Raw genomic sequence first — 18,460 nt, 5'->3', positions numbered from 1 at the left:
TCAAATATAAACGGCAGGAAAGAGGGGATGATATTGAAAGGTTCAGGTTCTATATTTTCAGTCGGGAGGTTGTACGTTATGTACAAAGAGACGATGGGATTTGTAAGGGGCGTCGGCACCGGTATGGTCGCCGGCATCGCGGTTGCCTCCATGGGCAGCAAAATGATGAAAAACAACCGCAAGCTCAGACGCAACGCCAATAAAGCCATGCACGCGGTAAACGGCATGTTTGACGACGTACAGGGCATGTTCAGGCAGTGAACGGCGGTATTTTTACAAAACGGCAAATTTCCAAAGACATCGGCGGGGAATACCCCGCCGACAGTCGTTTGACCGGCTTTATCCGCCGGAGATGACGCTGTACATACTGAACATGGGGATCACGATGGAAATCACCACGGTGCCGACGATGACGGCGATGATGATCGTCATCGCCGGTTCCAGCGCGCTGGTCAGCCGTTTGGTGGACTCGTCCGTCTGCTGTTCGTACATGGACGCCATTTTGTCCAGCGTTTCAAACAGCATGCCGGATTCCTCGCCCACCTTGATCATGGAGACGAGAAGCGCGTCGAAAATCGGGAATTTCGCCATGGAGGCGTTGATGGCGGAGCCGAATTTCACCTCGGAAACGACCTGTGTCAGCTGCTCCTTCATAAAGCGGTTCGGAATCACGTCGCGCGAAATTTCAAGCGACTTTACGATGTCCACCCCGGATTCCACCAGGGAAGACATGATGCGGCACAGCCGGGCGATATACGACTGGCGCAGCAGCGGCCCGACCGCCGGAATACGCAGGATCAGCCGGTCCACCGCGGTGGAAAACGGGGCGGATTTCTTTTTCAATATCATAAAGGAAAAAACAAGGACAAAGGCCGCCAGCAGGATCAGATACCATCTTTCCATTATAAACGAGGAAAGGGACATGACGAATCTCGTAATGGCCGGCAGGTCGGTATTGAATTCCTGAAAGATATTCGCGAAATTCGGAAGCACGAACAGGTTCATCACAATCATCAGCAGCAGGGTCAGGCACAGAAGGAAAATCGGGTATCCGGTCGCGCCCTTGAGCTTGGCGGTCAGTTCGATTTCCTTTTCCAGAATTTTTGCGCAGCGTTCAAACGCGGTGTCCAGCCGCCCGTCCGTTTCGCCGGATTGGATGATGTTGGTGATGATTTTCGGGAAGGCCCTGAATTTCGTCATGGTTTCGGAAATCGGAATACCGGTGTACAGGTCCCGGTTCATTTCCTCCAGAATCCGTTTGACCTTTTTATCCTTTTCCCCGCTGATCAGCACCTCCATGGCCATGGAAAGGGACACGCCGGCCTTCATCATAATCCCCATCTGGTTCATGATGGTGAGAAGCTTTTTCTTTTTGATTTTCGCCTTATGAATGTCGGAACCGTTGATTTCCATCTCCCAGACAGAGGCAGGTTCCGCTTCCGTTTTTTCCCCGCCGCCCGTCAGGGAAAGCGCGGTCAGGCCTTCGTCCTGCAGCCGGGCGATCGCGTCGGCCTTGCTGTCCGCGTTGAGAAAGCCGCGGGATTTTTTATTTCTATGGTCAACCGCCGTATATTGATACCGCAATAAAATCCCCTCTTACGTCATGAATTTCGCGCGGCGGCGTCAAAGCCGAATTCCCCGGCGGTGCCGCTCGTGATGATTCCCCGCCGCAGCAGGTCGTCGACGCTGCGTTCCAGCGGAATCATTCCCTGGCTGATCCCGGTCTGGATGGACTGGGAGATGTTGGCCGTTCTGCCCTCGCGGATCAGGTTGCTGATCGCGGAGTTGATGAACATCATTTCAAAGGCGCCGACGCGGCCCCTGCCGTCGGCAGTGGGCAGCAGGCGCTGGGAAACGACGCTTTTCAGCACCAGGGAAAGCTGTGCGCGGATCTGCTGCTGCTGCTGGGGAGGAAACACGTCGATCAGACGGTCGATGGTTTTGGCGGCCCCGATCGTGTGCAGTGTGGAGAGCACCAGATGCCCGGTTTCCGCCGCGGTCACGGCGATGGAGATCGATTCAAGGTCGCGCATCTCGCCGACCAGAATGATGTCCGGGTCCTCGCGCAGGGCGGCTTTCAGCGCCCGCGCGTACGAAACGCTGTCCGCGCCGACCTCCCTCTGGTCGACGATGCTGTTTTTCGGGGTATGCAGATATTCGATCGGGTCCTCGATCGTGATAATATGGCAGTGCCGGTTTTTGTTGAATTCGTTGATGACGGCCGCCAGCGTGGTCGATTTCCCGCTTCCGGTCGGGCCGGTCACCAGCACAAGGCCGTCCTGCAGCTCCAGAACCCGGCTGATGGAGGCCGGAAGGCCCAGCCCGGAAATCTCCGGCGTCGCGGCGCTGATAATGCGCATGACCAGCGTTTCGCCGCGGATCTGACGAAACGCGTTGATACGGAACCGCCCGTACCCGCCGATTTCCGCGGAGGCGTCCATGTCGCCTGTTTTCCGGAACTCTTCGTATTTTTCATGGGAAAGGCACTGGCGGATCATGCCGTCCACCCCTTCCGGCGTCAGCGCGGGAATGTCGAGAAAACGCATTCTGCCGTTGATGCGGTAAGCGGGACGGTTATTGGCGGACAGGTGAATGTCCGAGGCGTGATTTGCGACGCCGTCCGAAACGATTTGTAAAAAATCCATACTAGCAAGCCTCACATTTGCAGGGAGTAAACTTCCAGCATTTCCTGTACGGAGGTTTTTCCCTCTATTACGATTCTCCTGATATTTTCGTCGAGCGTGATCATGCCCTCCCGAACGGCGGTTTCCCGGATCTGGTCCGTGCTTTTTCCGTTGTTGACGCAGTCTTTGATTCCGGCGGACACCGGCATGATCTCATGAATGGCGGTCCTGCCCCGGTAGCCCTTGCCGCTGCAGAAGCTGCAGCCCTTTGCCCGGTACAGCTTCAGCCGGGTATCCTTGGGCAGCCCCAGAAGCTCCAGCTCGTTTTCCTCCGCAAGGTATTCCTCTTTACAGTGGGGGCAGAGGGTGCGCACCAGCCGCTGCGCGATGACGCCCAGCACGGAGGAGGACACCATGTAGGGCTCCACGCCCATGTCGATCAGGCGGATAATGGAGCTCGGGGCGTCGTAGGTGTGCAGCGTGGAGAGCACCAGATGCCCGGTGATGGCGACGCTGCTGGCGATTTCCGCGGTCTCCGTGTCGCGGATTTCGCCGATCATGACGACGTCGGGGTCCTGGCGCAGAATCGAGCGCAGCACGGCGGAAAAGGTCAGGCCCGCCTTTGCGTTGACGTCCACCTGCGTGATGTTCGGGATGATCATTTCCACGGGGTTTTCGACGGTGACGATGTTGATATCCTCGCGCATGATCTCTTTCAGCGCGGTGTAAAGGGTGGTGGATTTCCCGCTTCCGGTCGGACCGGTCAGCAGGAGGATGCCGTGGTTGTTTTTCAGCAGGGAGTTGAATTTTTCAAGATTCTCCGGCAGAAAACCGATCTCCTCCTTCACAAGGGAGAAGCTGAGCGCGGTCGTGATACGGATGACCACTTTTTCGCCGAATACACAGGGCAGGACGGAAATTCTCATGTCAATATCCTTGCCGCCGATCCGGTAATTGATACGGCCGTCCTGTGGGATGCGCTTTTCGGCGATGTTCATGCCGCCGATAAACTTGATGCGGGAAACCACCGAGGGGATCAGCTCGGCGCTGGTTTCCATGTAAAGGCTGAGCCGCCCGTCCACCCGGAAGCGGATGCGCATGGACTTCTCCTCCGGCTCGATGTGGATATCGCTCGCCTTGAGCAGGACGGCCTGCTCGATCATATTGTTGACAAAGCGGATGATCGGCTGGTCCGTCCCGGTCTGGCCCTCAAGCTGGTCCGGCGGGATGTCCGGCTGGGCGGTGGAAAGCTCCCGCGCGGCGGCGAACGCTTTCTGAGTGGTGTACAGCTCGCGGATTTTCGTTTCCAGCTTCTCGCGCTCCGCAATGACGGGATTCACCTTTAATTTGGTGTAGATCCCGATATCGTTGATTCCGTTGTAATCCAGCGGGTCCGCGACCGCCACGGTCAGAATGCTGCCCGAACGGCTGATGGGGACGATCAGATTGGAGCGCGCCAGCTCCTCCGGCACCAGCGACGAAAGGGAAGGGTCCAAGCTGACGGAGGACAGGTCGAGGTAGGGAATGGAGAGCTGCTTTTCCAGCGAACGGATGATCTGCATTTCCGTCAGGAAGCGGTTGTCGATCAGAATCTTTCCCAGGCGCACATTGGTACCCTTTTGCCGCTCCAAAGCCTGCTGGAGCTGTTCCTCGGTGAGCACCCCGGAGTTGATCAGAATCTGTCCGAGCTTCAAATTCGTAATTTTCATGATAGGCTCCTTTACATATTCAGCAAAGACATGTACCAGACGGCGAAGGACTGAATCTGGCGGTGAAACGCCAGAAACAAAAGCAGGCTGAGGCACAGATACGGCCCGAGCGGAAGATAGAGGTTCCTGACCGGCCGCCTGCGCAGCAGCAAAGAAACAATGTAGAAAAACGCAAGGAAAACGGTCATAAAAAATACGAGGAAGAAAGAAGGGAACCCCGTCAGTATTCCCGCGGCGGCGAAAAGCTTGACGTCGCCGAAGCCCATCGCCTCTTTTCTGTATGCAATTCTTCCCACGACGGCAAACAGAAGCATCAGGATCAGCCCGGCGGCCGCTCCGTAAAGCGGGGAAAGCCAGCCCGTATGGAACAGGCGGGTCCCGCTCAGAAGATCGTAGCCGGACACGGCGGTAAAGATCACAGCCAGCACCAGCGTAAACTGATCGGGAATAATCAAATATTTACTGTCCGCCGCCGCGATCATCGGGAGGACGACAGCCGCGGCGCAGAAGGCGAAAAAGAAAAAAAGATCGCCTTTATATTGTAGATAAATCAGGATGAACGACAGGGAAAGGGAGACCGTCATCCAGATGCCGTGCGGTTTGAAAAAGAGCCTTTTGCGATAAAGGTCCTCGCCCGGCTGCTCGTCGTAGTCACAGAACCATCTCGCGGGCAGCGCGTTGAACAGCCCTACGCTGAGGTTTGCCAGCACCGCTGCGGCAGGGATGCAGAACAGACACACAACGGCGTCGTAAACGCGCCCGGCTTCCGCCCCGTTCAGTGAGATCATTGTTTGGCGCCCCCGGAAAAATAATACAGGGTCATGGTGAGCACCGCGTCCACTTTTCCGGCATCGTCCGGCCCCTCGTATTTTACGCGGTTGACGAAATAGACCCCTTCGGACCCGTTTTCAAAAGAACCGATCAGCGCGGGCAGCTGCGTTTGGGTACACAGGACGTTCAGTTCGACGGATACCGTGGAAAGCTGTTTTCCGCTTGCGGCGGTTTTGCCCTTTTCGGCCTGTTCCGGGCCGACATTGATGCTTTTCAGCGCGACTCCGGAGGAACCCACGATTTTTCCGATATCCTCGGCCACGTTTTTTCCTGTTACGGCCGGATCGGCCTTCTCTTCGTTCAGCTGTGTTTTCAGGCCGTCTGTTTTCTGCCGCAGGTCGCTGGACCGGGCCGACTGCAGCTCATAGGTCTGCAGCTGTTCCAGATTGTTTAAGTGCTCTCCGTTCAGGTCGGCGACCTTCTGGTTCAGGGGAAGAAAGATATAGTTTACATAAAGCAGAAGCACCAGGGAAAAACCGAACAGGTAGAGCAGGACGCCGGATACTTTTATACTTTTCATTGCCGTCCACCGTCCTTACTGCCGGACTCCAGGGGAGTGAAGTCCTTTACGCTGAGGGAAACGCTGCAGGTGCACGGGCCGCCGGCACCGGCTTCGGCCCGGAACGGCACGGCGATTGTAAAATAACCGTTGGACTCCACCTGACGCTTGACGGCCAGATAATCGTTGTAATTGGCGGTCGTAAAGGTGAGGGAGACGGTGCCGGTCATATTGTCCAGATCACAGCTGTCCACCGATTTTGCTTTCGAGATGATCTGGCTGATCAGCCGGTCCGTGATTTCCTTCGCGTTGCTCTTGCCGGAGGGAAGCAGCTTACGGTCGCTTTTCCGTTCGGAAAGCTGCTGTTCCAGTTTGCTTTGCTCCTGTAAAAGGGCTTTTACCTCCGTGTATTTCCGGTCGTTCAGAGCGACCTTGTCCTGCGCCTGCTGTTTCAGCGCGGACAGGTAAACGACCGGCTCCAGCGCCATGACCCCGACGGCGAGCAGCGTGATGACGGCAAGCACGGCCACGTTTGCCGCGCGCGTACCCGATATGGATTTTACCAGAAGCAGAAAATCGATATCCTCGGCTTTTTTGGCGGCCAGAATCCCCGCGGCGGTAAAGAAGGCGGCGGGCTGGAACCCGGCCCTTTTTGCGGCCGCGTTGACGCCGGGCAGGGGGACGGAGAAGGAGGCGATATTTTCAATCGGAATATCCAGCTCCAGCCTGGCGCAGAATTCGTCGAATCCGGGTACAATGGAAAGGCCCCCGCACAGAATCAGCCGGTTCAGATCCAGACGCTCGCTGGAAAGGACCATGCGGATATTGCGGATAGCCTCGCTGACGCAGGCGTCCAGCAAATCGGAAATCTGCCGCGCCGCGGCTTCGTCGTTTTCCACGGTGAACCCATAGGCGGTCACGCTCCTGACCGCGTCGGCAAAGGACACCGAGCGGTTTCGCATGATGATTTCGGCAATGTCGTCGAAAACCGTTTCAAAGGTTCTCTGAAAAACGGGCATCCCGTTCTGGAAAAGGACAAGGCGTGTTTTTGCGTAGTCAAAATCGAGCAGGGCGATCGTCTGATCCCGTTCAGCCGGAATCAATTTGCCCGCGTGCAATAATCCGCTGATGGGCGGAACGATCTTGACGACGTGAAGGCCGTATTTGGAAAAGGCCTTCCGGACATCCCCGAGCAGCCTGGTTTTTACCGCGAAAAGGGAGCTCGTCAGCTTGCCGGTGAGCGGGTTCACGCGGTTATATTCATAGTTCTGGATCATATAGCTGTCCACGCCGTCCTGAAGCACGGTTTCGGCTTCCAGTCCGGCCAGGGAAAGCAGGTCTTTCTTTTTGCACGGAAGGTGCTGGTACTCTTTGCTGACGACAGCATCGTCTTCCAGACAGAAAACAACTTGATTGGTTCCCATGTTCGCAGAGTTCGCGCACTCCCGCACATATTTCGCGAAAGCGGGAAGATCGCCGGCTGTTTTGCCGTCGCGCATGCTTTCGGGCAGCTCAAAGCACTGCGGAAGCCCGAAAACCGGTTTTCGCGTATGTTTTACCCCCGTCAGGTAAAGCGCCCTGCGGGTCGTTTGCAGCAGAATCACGTTCAAAGCGGCTGACACCACACTTTACTGTTTCAATTTCGATACCCTTGTATTATACAATATCCTGTTATTTGCGACAATCCGTTTTTTTATGTGTACAGAACAAGCCCCGGTTTCCCGAGGCTTGTGGAAAAGATCGACTGTTTTTAAGATTAGGGGAGAATATCCTCTAAGGTTGTTTTGTCTGTAATCGCTGTACCATCTGAATCTTTATCCCTATTGGGATCGCAAATCACGGCTTTGTCTTTATATCTGTAGTGCGCTTTTGACTGCCCTTCTTTTGTTACATCAATTCCGGAAACACCGTATTTCACCAGTATATCCGTGACAGCACTTGTTTTACTAATGCCACTAACGGTTCCTGCTGCTATTTCCGCATCTGCAGTTTTCAAGGTCAATTCCACGGTCTGTGCATTAGCCGCATCAACATTTTTCTTTGCAGTATTGACAACGTTGCTGACGGTCGGGACTGCGATGGCCGCTAAAATGGCAAGAATGACGATGACAATGACGAGTTCCACAAGGGTAAAGCCTTTTTTGTTTGTTTTTCTCAGGGTTTTTACCATATTCGTCCTACCTCTTTTTATTTAATTTTCGATTCCTGTATTCTTAAGTTCGATTATAAAGCCGATTGTTTTTTCTGTCAATAAACTCTTTCAATTTACAAAAAAATGTTTTTTACGCAGCCATTTTCTTCATAAAATATCAAAATTCGCCATTCGCTGAAAATTCTTGCGCTCCTCCCGTAATCAGGCTATAATCAAGATAATTCTGAAAGTGAGGTGCGGGCGAATGAAAACGGGCTCCAAACGGGGTGCTGCCCTTGCATATGTCATCGTGGTTTCGGCGGCTCTGATGGTTTTGGCGGCCGCTTTGGTTTTCAGCGCCAAATTCAACCTGGATTTCGCCGCGAACAGTCTGGAAGGCCGTCAGGCCTACCTTGACGCAAAATCCGCCATTGAGTACGGCCGCGCGTATGTGCTGCAGAATCCCGACGCCGGCAGCTTTACCGTCCTGAAAACCTCCGAAAATTCGGGCTTCACCATCGGTTCCGGGGAAAACGCGGTAGCCGAGTACGACAGCACCCGTAAGCTGATTAAGGCCAGCGCAAAGTACCGTTCCTCCGACCGCGTCAGAAAGCTGGGCTACCAGTTTACGACGGAGGAGAATGGGGATCCGGCCAGTGGGGAAGATGAGTTTTTGCTGGTAGGTACAAACTATGGGAGTAATGTTGCTTTTTCTAATTGGTGGGCTCCGTCCATGTATCCTCAAAGGGAGTCTGATTACCCTGTTTTTATAAGCAACCGTCTTCAGGTATTGTCAGGAGAACATTTTTTAAAAGCACCCCGTATCATGCTTTTTGGTTTGAATGCAGACCATAGCATTATGTGTGACAATGCTTCCCGTGCGGAGCTTACAAGTGACGCGATCTATTTTAATAAAGACATTTTGGGAGATCACCCTAGTTCGGGAGATGTCAACGGTGCGCCTCGCCTGGTTATAAAGAATATTACACCGGGCCGCGGGGTGATCGTGTTTGGAAAAGACTGCAGAATTTACGGGCCGAACGATATTGTTATCGAGGAAGGCTGTTATTCTTTTCAGAGCGGGGTCGATCTGTTTAAACTGACGGACGACGAGTCGTCTTCTAATTATAAATACAAATTGCTGACTCCTTTGGATGAGACTCCGGGTTATGCCGCGATCAGTGAAAGCATACTCGAAAATCCCGAAGAGGTTTTGAGCGGTGATGCGCAAAATACAGCGGAAAGCGGTCACGGAGCGGATTGGAGCCGTTACGGAAAAATCATCGGAACTCTTTCTCCTCCAAACAAGGGAAATGGGAATACGCCGCGATACGTCATTTATAAAAAGGAGATTTCTAATTCAACATGGACTAATAAAGGACAGCCCATTATTGTAAATACCAATTCAGGAATTAACAACTATGAAAATAAGATTATCTATTGGTATCTGAACGATGTCAGCGAATGGGGAAACGCTCTTTTGGGAAATAATGACCAAAACAGCAACGAATATTATACAAATGTTTCTAATGTTTATCTGGGGAGAGAAATCAATTTCCTTTATGTCAACGCCAGCACAAATTTTGAAATTCCGGAATATAAAACAGTGGTCTTTCAGGCTGACAGCATTACGCTCAATACCAGACACAGTGACACGGAAGCAGGCGGCGGGGACAGCCAGCCGAAAATTTCGCATTCCGGAAGCAGCGCCCGGTTTATTTTGGAAGCGCAGGACCCCGGCGATGATGTGCAGCTGCATGTTCCGAACACCCTACAGGTTGAATATAAAGATCAGAACGGAATTGTCCGCAAATATCAGATCAAAGCCGGGTGGTATGAAGTACGGCAGCTGAATCTGTTCAGCGACAGCGCGAAGGACTTTTTCAACGATACCGAACCGGGCGACGGCCCGTCCGGCGGCTCGGGCTCCGGCGGCGGAGGAACGGAAATTACCGGAGGTGTTTATACCGATGGGGAATAGGATGTTTTTGAATTTCAGGAGCAGAAAAGGGACGACCATGGTGGAGGTCCTCGCCGCGGTCGTGATCCTGGCGCTGGTCGTCACGGCGGTGCTTTCGACGATCGGCTTTTCCCAGCGGACGATCCTTTCCAAAAGCACGGAAAGCGGCGCGGCGGCCCAGGCGCAGGAAATCGCGGACACGCTTATTATGGAGCTGCACGGCGCGGACGTGGATTCACTGAAAACCGCCGGGGTTCTCGGGGCAAAATATGTGGAAAACGCGGATTTTCCGGACCCGTCCTCCCCGGACGATAAGCAGTTCACCTTTATTCCCGTGGAGAAAGACGCGGACGGCATCGAGGGCTATCGAATCAAAGCCGCCGTCTATTTTACGGACGGCGGCGGCAGAAAATGCGTGCAGATGACCGCGTTTTCGGCAAAGGACGGTGGCGCGTCATGAGAAAACTGCGCGGTAAAAAAGGCATGACGCTGGTGGAGCTGATTATCGCGGTGGCCTTTACGGCGATCGTGATCGCGGCCGCGTGCGCCGTGCTGTTCCTCGGCGGCGATTTTTTTAAAAGCGGTACGGTAAGCGCCTCCAACCAGCAGAAGACGGCCCTTGCGGAGACCTACATTCAGCGGTACGCGTCCACGGCTTTTCAGATTTCTTCGTCAAAGGGATCGGACGCGGGCGTTGTGTTTACGCTTTCCGACAACGTGCTGCGCGTCACGAAGCAGTCGGCTGACGGCGCGGAGGAGCTTGCCTCCATCGACGGGATCGGGCGGGTGGAATTCCGGGTGGAAGGGACCCTCCTTTCCTATACGATCGTGTCGAAGGACGGGACCTGCCGGCTGGCGGGCGGAACGGTCCTGAACAACTGTACCGGCGGCGATGCGGCTGACCTGACCGGGGACGGGGAGGAATGCCTTTTTATGGACCTTACCGCTCCGGAGTCCCCGGGCTGATTCCGGAAATTGCGCAATTTCGGTAAATGATCGAACAATTTCTCTTTCCCTGCCGGGGCGAATATGGTATAATATGGTAAATAATACCAAAAAATGATGTTTTAAAAGGAAATTCCTGGCATCATCGCAGGTTGGGAGCAGAAATATGAATGCGAAAAGCATGAAAAAAGCATTGCTGTTTAATGATTTTCTGACATCGCTTTCAGGGGAACCGCTTGAAATAAAGTATAAGAACCTGGCGGGTATTTTTCACGTTTCGGAATCCACCGTTTCCAAGCTGAGGCACGCAAAGCTGAACAGGATGCCCTCCGCAATGAACCCCGATGTCGTCGGCGCCGGCTTTGCCCAGGGAGTGGTACGGTCGTTCGCGCCCTCCGGCAGCACCGCAAGGCGCTTTTCGGCGTACGCGCGGATGATCTGCGACAGCTATCTGATTTCCGAAAAGCTGGAAAACGCGGCGGCGGCCCTGGCCGGAGCCGGGGCGGCGGACGACGATGCCGCGAAAGAGCTGTGCGCGGCTGAAATCCCCCGGTTTATCCGCTGCTGTTACGAAGAGGCCTACGCCAACTCGGAAACGGATTTTTCCGGCTGCGTGGTCGCCCGGTGCCCGGTGCAGTCCGACATCCTTTATCAGAAGATATGCGACGTCGTTGACCGCGACACCTTTGACGACGCGAGGCTCAGGCAGCTTTTGAATGTGGTGTACGCGGCGAATATCCGCCGCCAGATCAATACCGTCGTCGACGGAAGGTCCGGAATGGATCTGGTCGACAGGTTTGTGCGGAATCAGGCGGGTGAGCCGTTTTACAATTATGTTCACCGTACGGAAGTGATTTCCATCTCCGAGGACGCCGCGCGGATGGTGCGCAGGATCAAAGGGCGCCAGCAGATCGTGCTTCAGACGCTGAAATCGCAGGAAATCGTTCTGCGCCAGTCGTTCAATCATTACGTGGATATGCCCGATGAAGAGCTGATCGGAAGCAGCTTCCGGAAATTTGCCTGTACCGTAAACCATATTCCTGTCGTGCAGTACCTCAATCTGCATGAAAACGCGCATTATACGAGCCTGGAGCAGCTTTTGACCGTCCGGCAGACGCGCGATCCGATCGGCGGGGGCGCCGGTACCGATGTGGATTTCCGGCTCCGCCTTTACCCGGGCGTGGCGGGGGAAGCCGTGAACATTTCTTACGAATATTATTTTCTTACGCCGCTGATTGACAATATTTCCTGCAATTACAGCTTCTCTTTGTTTTATCCCTGCAAATTTCTGGAGCATGAATTTGCCCTTGACGCGAAAACAAAGAAAAAATGGGGTGTTCAGGTAAAGCTCTTTACCCCTATGACGACCAGCGCCTGCACCTCTGAATGCTCGGAGGAGCTCACCGCCCGGAGCGGGGGGACCAGTGACCTGAAACGAATCACTTTCTATGACTGGGCCCTGCCCGGGACCGGCTATTTCCGCAATCTTTACGAGCTGAAATATGCCGGCGGCAAAGAGTGAAAAACAACCGTGGCCAATTGCCCGATACCTATTGCATGCGCCGTACGGGATCATATATAATAGAAACAACTGCATGAGAGGGAGGCTTTCGGATGTTTTATACGGTCTGTTACAGACGGTATGACGGCAGTGTCCAAAACAGTGCGGTTCTTACGGAAGTACGGCGCGGCTATCTGACGACCCATAAAAGCAAATCGGGCAAAACCAGCGGCTGTCTGGCCGGAACGGAAGTTACCGTCCGCTATAAAATCGGCCCCGGAAGGTTTTCGTGGAGAATGGCAAGCGGAAAGACGGTTCTCCAGAAGGCGTATCGCCGGGAATACGGCTATTTCCTGCTGACGCGCGGCGGCGCGGGGGAAATTACCGGCAAAGCCCGGTTCGGCAGGGACCACGCCTGGCTGCAGACCGCCTATTACTCGGGAAATACGGACCGCCCGGAGGCGGTTTTAAAGCCGAAGGAGGGAAACGGCCTCGTTTTGCTCCGCCTTGTTCCGGAGACGGGAAGATACGCGCGCACGGAGCTTTTCCCAAGCGAAAGCTGCGGCGTGACCGCCCGGCAGAGCCTGGTGAACGCCATAGCCGGAGAACCGGAAATCTACGCGGAAACCGACACGGGCGGCTTTTTCTACTGCCCGTTAAAGGAAACGGAGCGCCGCGCGGCGGTGATGAAGGACCTGAGCGCGGGAAAGGAAAGCGCGGTTCCCCAATGGCCCGGCCCCGATCAAGATAAGAGAGAAGAGCCGGTTCCTTTTATCTATATTGAAAACGACCGCCCCGAACCGGAAAAACCGGAGCGGCCCGCGGCGGAACCGCTTCCGGCCGCGCCGGTTCCGGAGGAACCGGATTATGCCGCGGACCATGAGCTTTACAGCACGGAGGAGCCGCCCGCAGCGCCCGCGTCATCCGTGACGCCAGCGCCGCCCGCCCGTTACACGGTCGCGGGGAAGGGGCTGAACGGGGGGCCGCGGGTCAGCGATGATCTTCCCCTGCGCGTGGAGCGCGGTACGAAACGCATCGTCATCAGCGCGGAGGAAAGCTATACCTATTTCGGCAGGGTGATCGACGGGCTTCGCCAGGGCCGGGGGCGTACCCAGATGCAGAGCGGCCGCACCGCCTATGAAGGCGATTACCTTGACGACAAGCGCGACGGCTTCGGCGCGTATTACTATAAATCCGGAAAGATCTGTTATGTGGGCGGCTGGAAAGCCAACAGGCGCGACGGGGTGGGGGTATCCTACAGCTCCCGGGACGGCTCTGTTTTCGTGGGGCGGTGGAAGGACAACATCCCCACCGGCAGCGGGGCGGCTTTCGACGCGCAGGGACGGCTGATCTACACCGGGGAGTGGAAAGACGGCCTGCGCCACGGACACGGCACGGAGTACAACAAGGACGGGGAAATCGTCTTTACGGGTGAATTCCGTGAGGACCGGTATTATTCGGGATATAAGCATATTTAGGGCGATTGCTGAATGAGGGTGTGGAAATGCGGAGTGTGGAATTGCATCAAATGAACCGCGGCGAATGCGTCGTGCTGCGCGGGGCGGACAAAAACATTCTGATGGTGGACTGCGGGGAAACGGCTTTCGGCGGCGTTTCCGGACTGATGAAGCGGTACGCGGGCATACGTTCCCGCGGCTTCCTGCTGACCCACTGGCACGGCGACGGGCTGCGGGCGCTGGACCGGATCCTCCGGGTCAACCCGAACTATTTTCACCGGATCTATCTTCCGGTTTCTCCCCGCGATAAAAAGGGAAAGCCGCTGCTGCTGGAATTCGCGCTGTTTTCCCATGTGTTCCAAAAACAGGAGGAAGGAATTTTCGACCTGAGCACCGCCGTACTGACGCTTTTGCCGGTTCTCGCGGCGAAAACGGGGGCGGACAGGCTGTTCCCTTTACAGGCGGACGGCAGCTTTTGCTTTGACAAAGTGGATTACGACGTGCTGTGGCCCGCCGCACAGGCGTTCCCGTTTACAGACCTGTTTTCTTCCGCGGTGGAAAATATGAACGTCTGCCTGTCCTCGCCGTTCCTGCCCGAGGCGGCGCGGGAATTTTTGCGGCTGAAAGAGCGGTTTTGCGCCGCGTACGCGGACTGCTGCCGCGTTTCGCCGATGGAACAGGCAGATATCGACCGTATGGCGGAACTGTACGGCAGGATCGGGCAGCTCGCCCCGCGGCTGCGGGAGCTGCCCCCCGCGCAGGATATCGCGGAGATCCTCGGCCGGCCGACCACGCGGACCGCGTACGCGTTTGAATGCCGCGCGTCGGGCGTGATCTTCCACAACCGGCGCAAAAGCGAGGCCAGCACCGACGATATCCTGATGACCGGCGCGGCGGAGCCCGAAAGCATGGACGCGGTGTCCCCCCGGCTTTACGACGGCTACTATATCCTGAAAGCGCCCCAGCACGGCGTTTCCCGCGCGTGGAGCCATATTTTCGGGGAAATCAGCGCCTCCCATATTTTGATTACTCATGGGAAGGAACCCATAGCGGGCGAATACGTCGACCTGCCCGCCATCCGCCACTGTACGGACTGTGCCGGCTGCCCGTGGATGCAGAGCAGCGGCTGCTGCTGCAACCGGCTGAGCTGCTGCTACGAATTGTCCCCCCCGGGGCTGACGATCAAATGCCCCTCTTGCCGGGACCCGGAAATAGACAGGCCGTGCGGGATTTCGGTGATTTCCCCCGCCCGCGCGCCCTCGTGCCTGTGCGACGGCAAACCGGCAAATATTAACTGATACTCCCCCGGCCCGGCGGAAGGAGTCAAATTGTGAACAATCTGGAAAATTCCGGTACATCATTTTCCTGTTGTTCCAATGTTTTCCATCTCTTTGGGGAAAGATGGCTTGAATACTGGAAAATCCTAATGGATTGTGCAAATTTTATTCAAAAATATGTCCATTATCTACTTGACATTGATTACCAAATATCTTATAATCCAATTAAACATATGAGCGGTAGTTGCGGCTGCGGCTATGTCAAACGCATCATTGGCAGAGTGTACCGCAAATTTGCTGCGAGTCAGGGGAGAAAATCTTAACACCCATGGCGAACATGTATGTTAAATTCTCATAGCACACGCAAATACGCAAAACGAACTATTTTAAGGAGGACAAAAAGGATGAAAAAAATCACAGGAAAAGTTGTTTCTCTTGTGCTTGCTTTGGCACTTGTAGTAACCAGCTTTTCGGCAAACTTCGCTTTCGCTTCTTCCAAGAGCGTCAGCGGCACCGTTAAGTTAGACGGTGAAGACACACTTTATTTGGTGAATGGCAAAACCGATAAGGATTATGATGGCCTTCTTGGCTTGACTGATCCGAAGGTTGACACAAAAGATCATCAGGAAATGGATGGCAGTATTGAAATTTCCGCGATCACCCACTCTTCCGGCGATACGCTGGTCAAGTGGACTCTTGATGATGACACGGGCGACGCGAAACTGACTGTAAAGTCCGATACAAAGACCGGCAAAGAAGTCCTTTCCATTCTGTATGAAGACACCTACAACAACGATGACGGCGACACCGTTACCGTAAAGGCGAGAAAAGACCTCACGGTTTATGTTCTGGACGAGGGTTCCCTGATTGTTGGCAAAACCTATGCTGATTCGACTGCTTTGGCTGCTCGTGACGGCAAAGAGTTGAAAGCTCCTGCTACCTTGGCGCAAACTCAGGGCAGCAAGCGGCAGATCAATGTTTATTCGGTAGGTAAAAGCGGCAATGCGGCGGCAGTTTATACTCCGGTAGCAGTTACGACCGCTTCAGGAGCGACAGCGGCTGTTAAAGCTTCTCTTACCTTGAAAGACGCAACCGATGCAAAAGATGTATTGACTGTAACAGCTAAAACTGCCGGCACAGAAGGAAATGACATCACAGTTGCAATTACTGCAGACGAAAGCGCAGAGTCTGTCACAGCTACTGCAAGTGATAAGGACATTGTAGTTAAAGGCAAGGCAACTGCATTAACAGCTGGAGCTGTAGCAACAGCAATTAATGCTGATACTGACTCCAAAGCTTTAGTCACAACAACTGTAAAAGCTGGCGAAAGCGCTACAGCGCTTAAAACTGTTTCTGCTACTAACTTAGCGGATGGCGCTGACAAAGTTGATCTTTCAGCGGCTGCTTATCTCGAACTGTCCAGCACGGACAATGTAATAATTGACGAGACAGCAGATCTTAAGAGTACTTCTGGTTCAGCTGATCCGATTACTCTGATTTCCGGAAAAAGAGATAAGGCCGGCGATCTGACCAATGATGCTGCCGTAACGAATCTCACAATTACCGTGAAAAAGATTGACACGGATAAGAAAACTGTTTCTACGGATTCCGACGATAAGTACACTTTAAAGACCAAGATCGAAAAGAAAGTGGACGCCGCGCAGTTACTTGCAAATCAGAAACCGGTGGCAGACACTTCTACGGCTTATACGATCTCCAAAGAATCCGGTAGAATTGTTATCAATGGACACACTGGTACCAATGTAAAGGATACCGAGATTGTATTCCCAACTGGCACAACAAGCGTAACGGTGGACGAAGGTTCCATCAAGAAGATCTCCGGTAATGTCGGAGAATTAAGAATTAACGACGACGCAACGGTCGGCACCGTGGATATCGACAGCGGTAATGTTACCGTTGACGGCGGTAAAGCTGGCGACATTACAACTTCCGGTGCTGCCGGAAATGTAACTATCAGCAGCGGTAAAGCCGGTAACATCGATACAACCGATGCAGATGCCGGTAACGGTGTGGTTCTTGTGAATGCCGGTACGGTCGGAACCATTACTTCTGACGACTCTGTTACGATTGATTCCACAGAGGAGGACGAAGCAATTTCCACTGGCAAAATCACAGCTTCTTCCATTGAGGCTTTTGCGGAGGACGCGAAAGTTTCCATCAACGGTATCAAGGCCAGCGATGACGGCACCTTTTACTTCAAGGGCACCGATCTGACTCTGAGCACTGTCGATTTTGATTACCGTGATGTAACGGTTAACTTCGGCGATGACGACGATGAGTTCGTCGGCACCCTGACGAATCCCGCAAACGCAAAGAACGCGAAATTCAACACAGAAAACGAAGACACCGATGTTACCGTCAGCGGTACGATCGCTCTGGATTCTATCTCTGTTGGTTCCGACTCTCAGATTACCTTTGACAGCAACGTAACCGTTGACACCGTCGACGGCGACGGCGCGATGAAGATTGCGGCCGGCAAGCTTTATGTAACCGGCAGCGTTTCCAACACAGTTCTGAAGCTTTCCGACACGACTCTGGCTCCCGGCACGACTGTCTTCAAGGCAGATTCCGATACTGTTGACGCGGACGACTTTGATACCTTTGGCTTTACGCTCGACGTATCTACCGGCAACGATGTCGATACCTTCAAGATCAAGACTCTGGCTTTCGCCGGACTTGCGATCAACAAGACTTCCTCTTCCATTGCGAAGGGCTATTCCGAGACCTTTACTGCTGCTGCTTATCCGGGCGGCACGGCTCTCCCGGCTGGCGCAACGATTAAGTGGGAACTCGACGGCGGCAGCGACGATGTCTTTACGCTGACCACCTCCGGCAACACTGCCAAGGTTGACGTTGTGAGCATTGACGCTGACTTTGCTTCTGAGAACACCACGACCCTGACAGCAACCCTGTACGACGAAGACGGTTATGAGATGGACGATTATGACGCGGCTACCTGCAAGATCACTGCAACAGCAGTACCTGCAGCCGTTTCCGACACGAACAATGACTTCTCCGTTGCGAAGGGTTCCACCTATCAGTTCAAGATCACTTCCGCAACTGCTCCGACCTTCACAACCGGTACCGCCGGTGTCTTCTCCGTAGCGCTCGCTTCCGTTAACGGCAACGACTACTACTACAAGATCACCGCGATCGGCAACGTTGGCGCTGCAACAGGTATCTACCTCAACGGCAATAAGCTCCTTGTCGCTACTGTAAAAGCTCCTGCTTTCACAACTGACACGACTAAGGACATGACCGTGAAGGGTGCCTACACGATTAAGGTTACTGCCACTGCGACACCGACCTTTGCTCTCGGTACCCCGGGCGTGTTCAACGCAGCTTTCGTTTCCAAGACCGGTAACGATTATCTGTACAAGATCACTTCTGTCGGCAAAGCTGGCGCGAAGACTGGCGTCTATGTAAACGGCGTCAAGACCTTTGTTGCTACTGTTGGCTAAGGAACCTTAATTGCACAGACTCTTTTAATCTAATTATTACTATC

The 18,460-nt window shown here is 54.1% G+C and carries 16 protein-coding genes; 9 read left to right on the top strand and 7 right to left on the bottom strand.

Annotation, left to right across the window (positions count from 1 at the left end; genetic code table 11):
* The first annotated feature begins 78 nt into the window (after positions 1-78).
* Positions 79-261 carry a hypothetical protein gene (locus ACQGQ5_RS02890; protein ID WP_455735083.1) on the top strand — a complete coding sequence of 61 codons (183 nt, stop codon included), beginning with the start codon at positions 79-81 and terminating at the stop codon, positions 259-261.
* A gap of 78 nt (positions 262-339) precedes the next feature.
* Here the strand turns inward: ACQGQ5_RS02890 and ACQGQ5_RS02885 are convergent, their stop codons facing one another.
* The 7 genes from ACQGQ5_RS02885 to ACQGQ5_RS02855 all read right to left on the bottom strand — a co-directional run bounded on the left by ACQGQ5_RS02885 (position 340) and on the right by ACQGQ5_RS02855 (position 7,833).
* On the bottom strand, positions 340-1,584 hold the full coding sequence (locus ACQGQ5_RS02885; protein WP_455735082.1) for a type II secretion system F family protein: 1,245 nt from the start codon (positions 1,582-1,584) through the stop codon (positions 340-342).
* A 17-nt stretch (positions 1,585-1,601) separates the two neighbouring features.
* Positions 1,602-2,645 carry a type IV pilus twitching motility protein PilT gene (locus ACQGQ5_RS02880; protein ID WP_455735081.1) on the bottom strand — a complete coding sequence of 348 codons (1,044 nt, stop codon included), beginning with the start codon at positions 2,643-2,645 and terminating at the stop codon, positions 1,602-1,604.
* 11 nt (positions 2,646-2,656) lie between these two features.
* Complete coding sequence (locus ACQGQ5_RS02875; RefSeq protein ID WP_455735080.1) at positions 2,657-4,333, bottom strand: GspE/PulE family protein; 1,677 nt, start codon at positions 4,331-4,333, stop codon at positions 2,657-2,659.
* Between the two features lie 11 nt (positions 4,334-4,344).
* Entirely contained in the window at positions 4,345-5,121 is a 777-nt protein-coding gene (locus ACQGQ5_RS02870; protein WP_455735079.1) for a prepilin peptidase, read from the bottom strand.
* On the bottom strand, positions 5,118-5,684 hold the full coding sequence (locus tag ACQGQ5_RS02865) for a GspMb/PilO family protein (RefSeq protein ID WP_455735078.1): 567 nt from the start codon (positions 5,682-5,684) through the stop codon (positions 5,118-5,120). Before ACQGQ5_RS02865 ends, ACQGQ5_RS02870 begins: the two co-directional genes overlap by 4 nt.
* Positions 5,681-7,273, bottom strand: a complete 1,593-nt coding sequence (locus tag ACQGQ5_RS02860) for a hypothetical protein (protein ID WP_455735077.1) — start codon at positions 7,271-7,273, stop codon at positions 5,681-5,683. The genes ACQGQ5_RS02865 and ACQGQ5_RS02860 overlap by 4 nt, the downstream gene beginning before the upstream one ends.
* 146 nt (positions 7,274-7,419) lie before the next feature.
* The gene (locus ACQGQ5_RS02855) at positions 7,420-7,833 is read right to left on the bottom strand and encodes a type II secretion system protein (RefSeq protein ID WP_455735076.1); all 414 of its coding nucleotides are present in this window, start codon (positions 7,831-7,833) and stop codon (positions 7,420-7,422) included.
* A 226-nt stretch (positions 7,834-8,059) separates the two neighbouring features.
* Between ACQGQ5_RS02855 and ACQGQ5_RS02850 the strand changes: the two genes are divergently transcribed.
* The 8 genes from ACQGQ5_RS02850 (at position 8,060) to ACQGQ5_RS02815 (ending at position 18,416) form a co-directional block, all read left to right on the top strand.
* A complete protein-coding gene (locus tag ACQGQ5_RS02850; RefSeq protein WP_455735075.1) occupies positions 8,060-9,775 on the top strand; it encodes a hypothetical protein in 1,716 nt (571 codons plus the stop codon).
* Positions 9,765-10,214: a type IV pilus modification PilV family protein gene (locus ACQGQ5_RS02845; RefSeq protein WP_455735074.1), complete on the top strand. Its 450-nt coding sequence runs from the start codon at positions 9,765-9,767 to the stop codon at positions 10,212-10,214. The genes ACQGQ5_RS02850 and ACQGQ5_RS02845 overlap by 11 nt, the downstream gene beginning before the upstream one ends.
* On the top strand, positions 10,211-10,720 hold the full coding sequence (locus ACQGQ5_RS02840; RefSeq protein ID WP_455735073.1) for a hypothetical protein: 510 nt from the start codon (positions 10,211-10,213) through the stop codon (positions 10,718-10,720). The genes ACQGQ5_RS02845 and ACQGQ5_RS02840 overlap by 4 nt, the downstream gene beginning before the upstream one ends.
* A gap of 145 nt (positions 10,721-10,865) precedes the next feature.
* Positions 10,866-12,221 carry a hypothetical protein gene (locus tag ACQGQ5_RS02835; RefSeq protein WP_455735072.1) on the top strand — a complete coding sequence of 452 codons (1,356 nt, stop codon included), beginning with the start codon at positions 10,866-10,868 and terminating at the stop codon, positions 12,219-12,221.
* 92 nt (positions 12,222-12,313) lie between these two features.
* The gene (locus tag ACQGQ5_RS02830; RefSeq protein ID WP_455735071.1) at positions 12,314-13,678 is read left to right on the top strand and encodes a hypothetical protein; all 1,365 of its coding nucleotides are present in this window, start codon (positions 12,314-12,316) and stop codon (positions 13,676-13,678) included.
* Positions 13,679-13,713: 35 nt separating this feature from the next.
* Positions 13,714-14,955: an MBL fold metallo-hydrolase gene (locus ACQGQ5_RS02825; RefSeq protein ID WP_455735070.1), complete on the top strand. Its 1,242-nt coding sequence runs from the start codon at positions 13,714-13,716 to the stop codon at positions 14,953-14,955.
* A 32-nt stretch (positions 14,956-14,987) separates the two neighbouring features.
* A complete protein-coding gene (locus tag ACQGQ5_RS02820; RefSeq protein ID WP_455735069.1) occupies positions 14,988-15,257 on the top strand; it encodes a hypothetical protein in 270 nt (89 codons plus the stop codon).
* An 81-nt stretch (positions 15,258-15,338) separates the two neighbouring features.
* Positions 15,339-18,416 carry a beta strand repeat-containing protein gene (locus tag ACQGQ5_RS02815; RefSeq protein WP_455735068.1) on the top strand — a complete coding sequence of 1,026 codons (3,078 nt, stop codon included), beginning with the start codon at positions 15,339-15,341 and terminating at the stop codon, positions 18,414-18,416.
* Positions 18,417-18,460 lie beyond the last annotated feature (44 nt).

It is taken from the genome of Caproiciproducens sp. (assembly GCF_053840905.1).
Note: the sequence above shows the minus strand (reverse complement) of the source record. Positions and strands in the feature narration are given on the sequence as shown.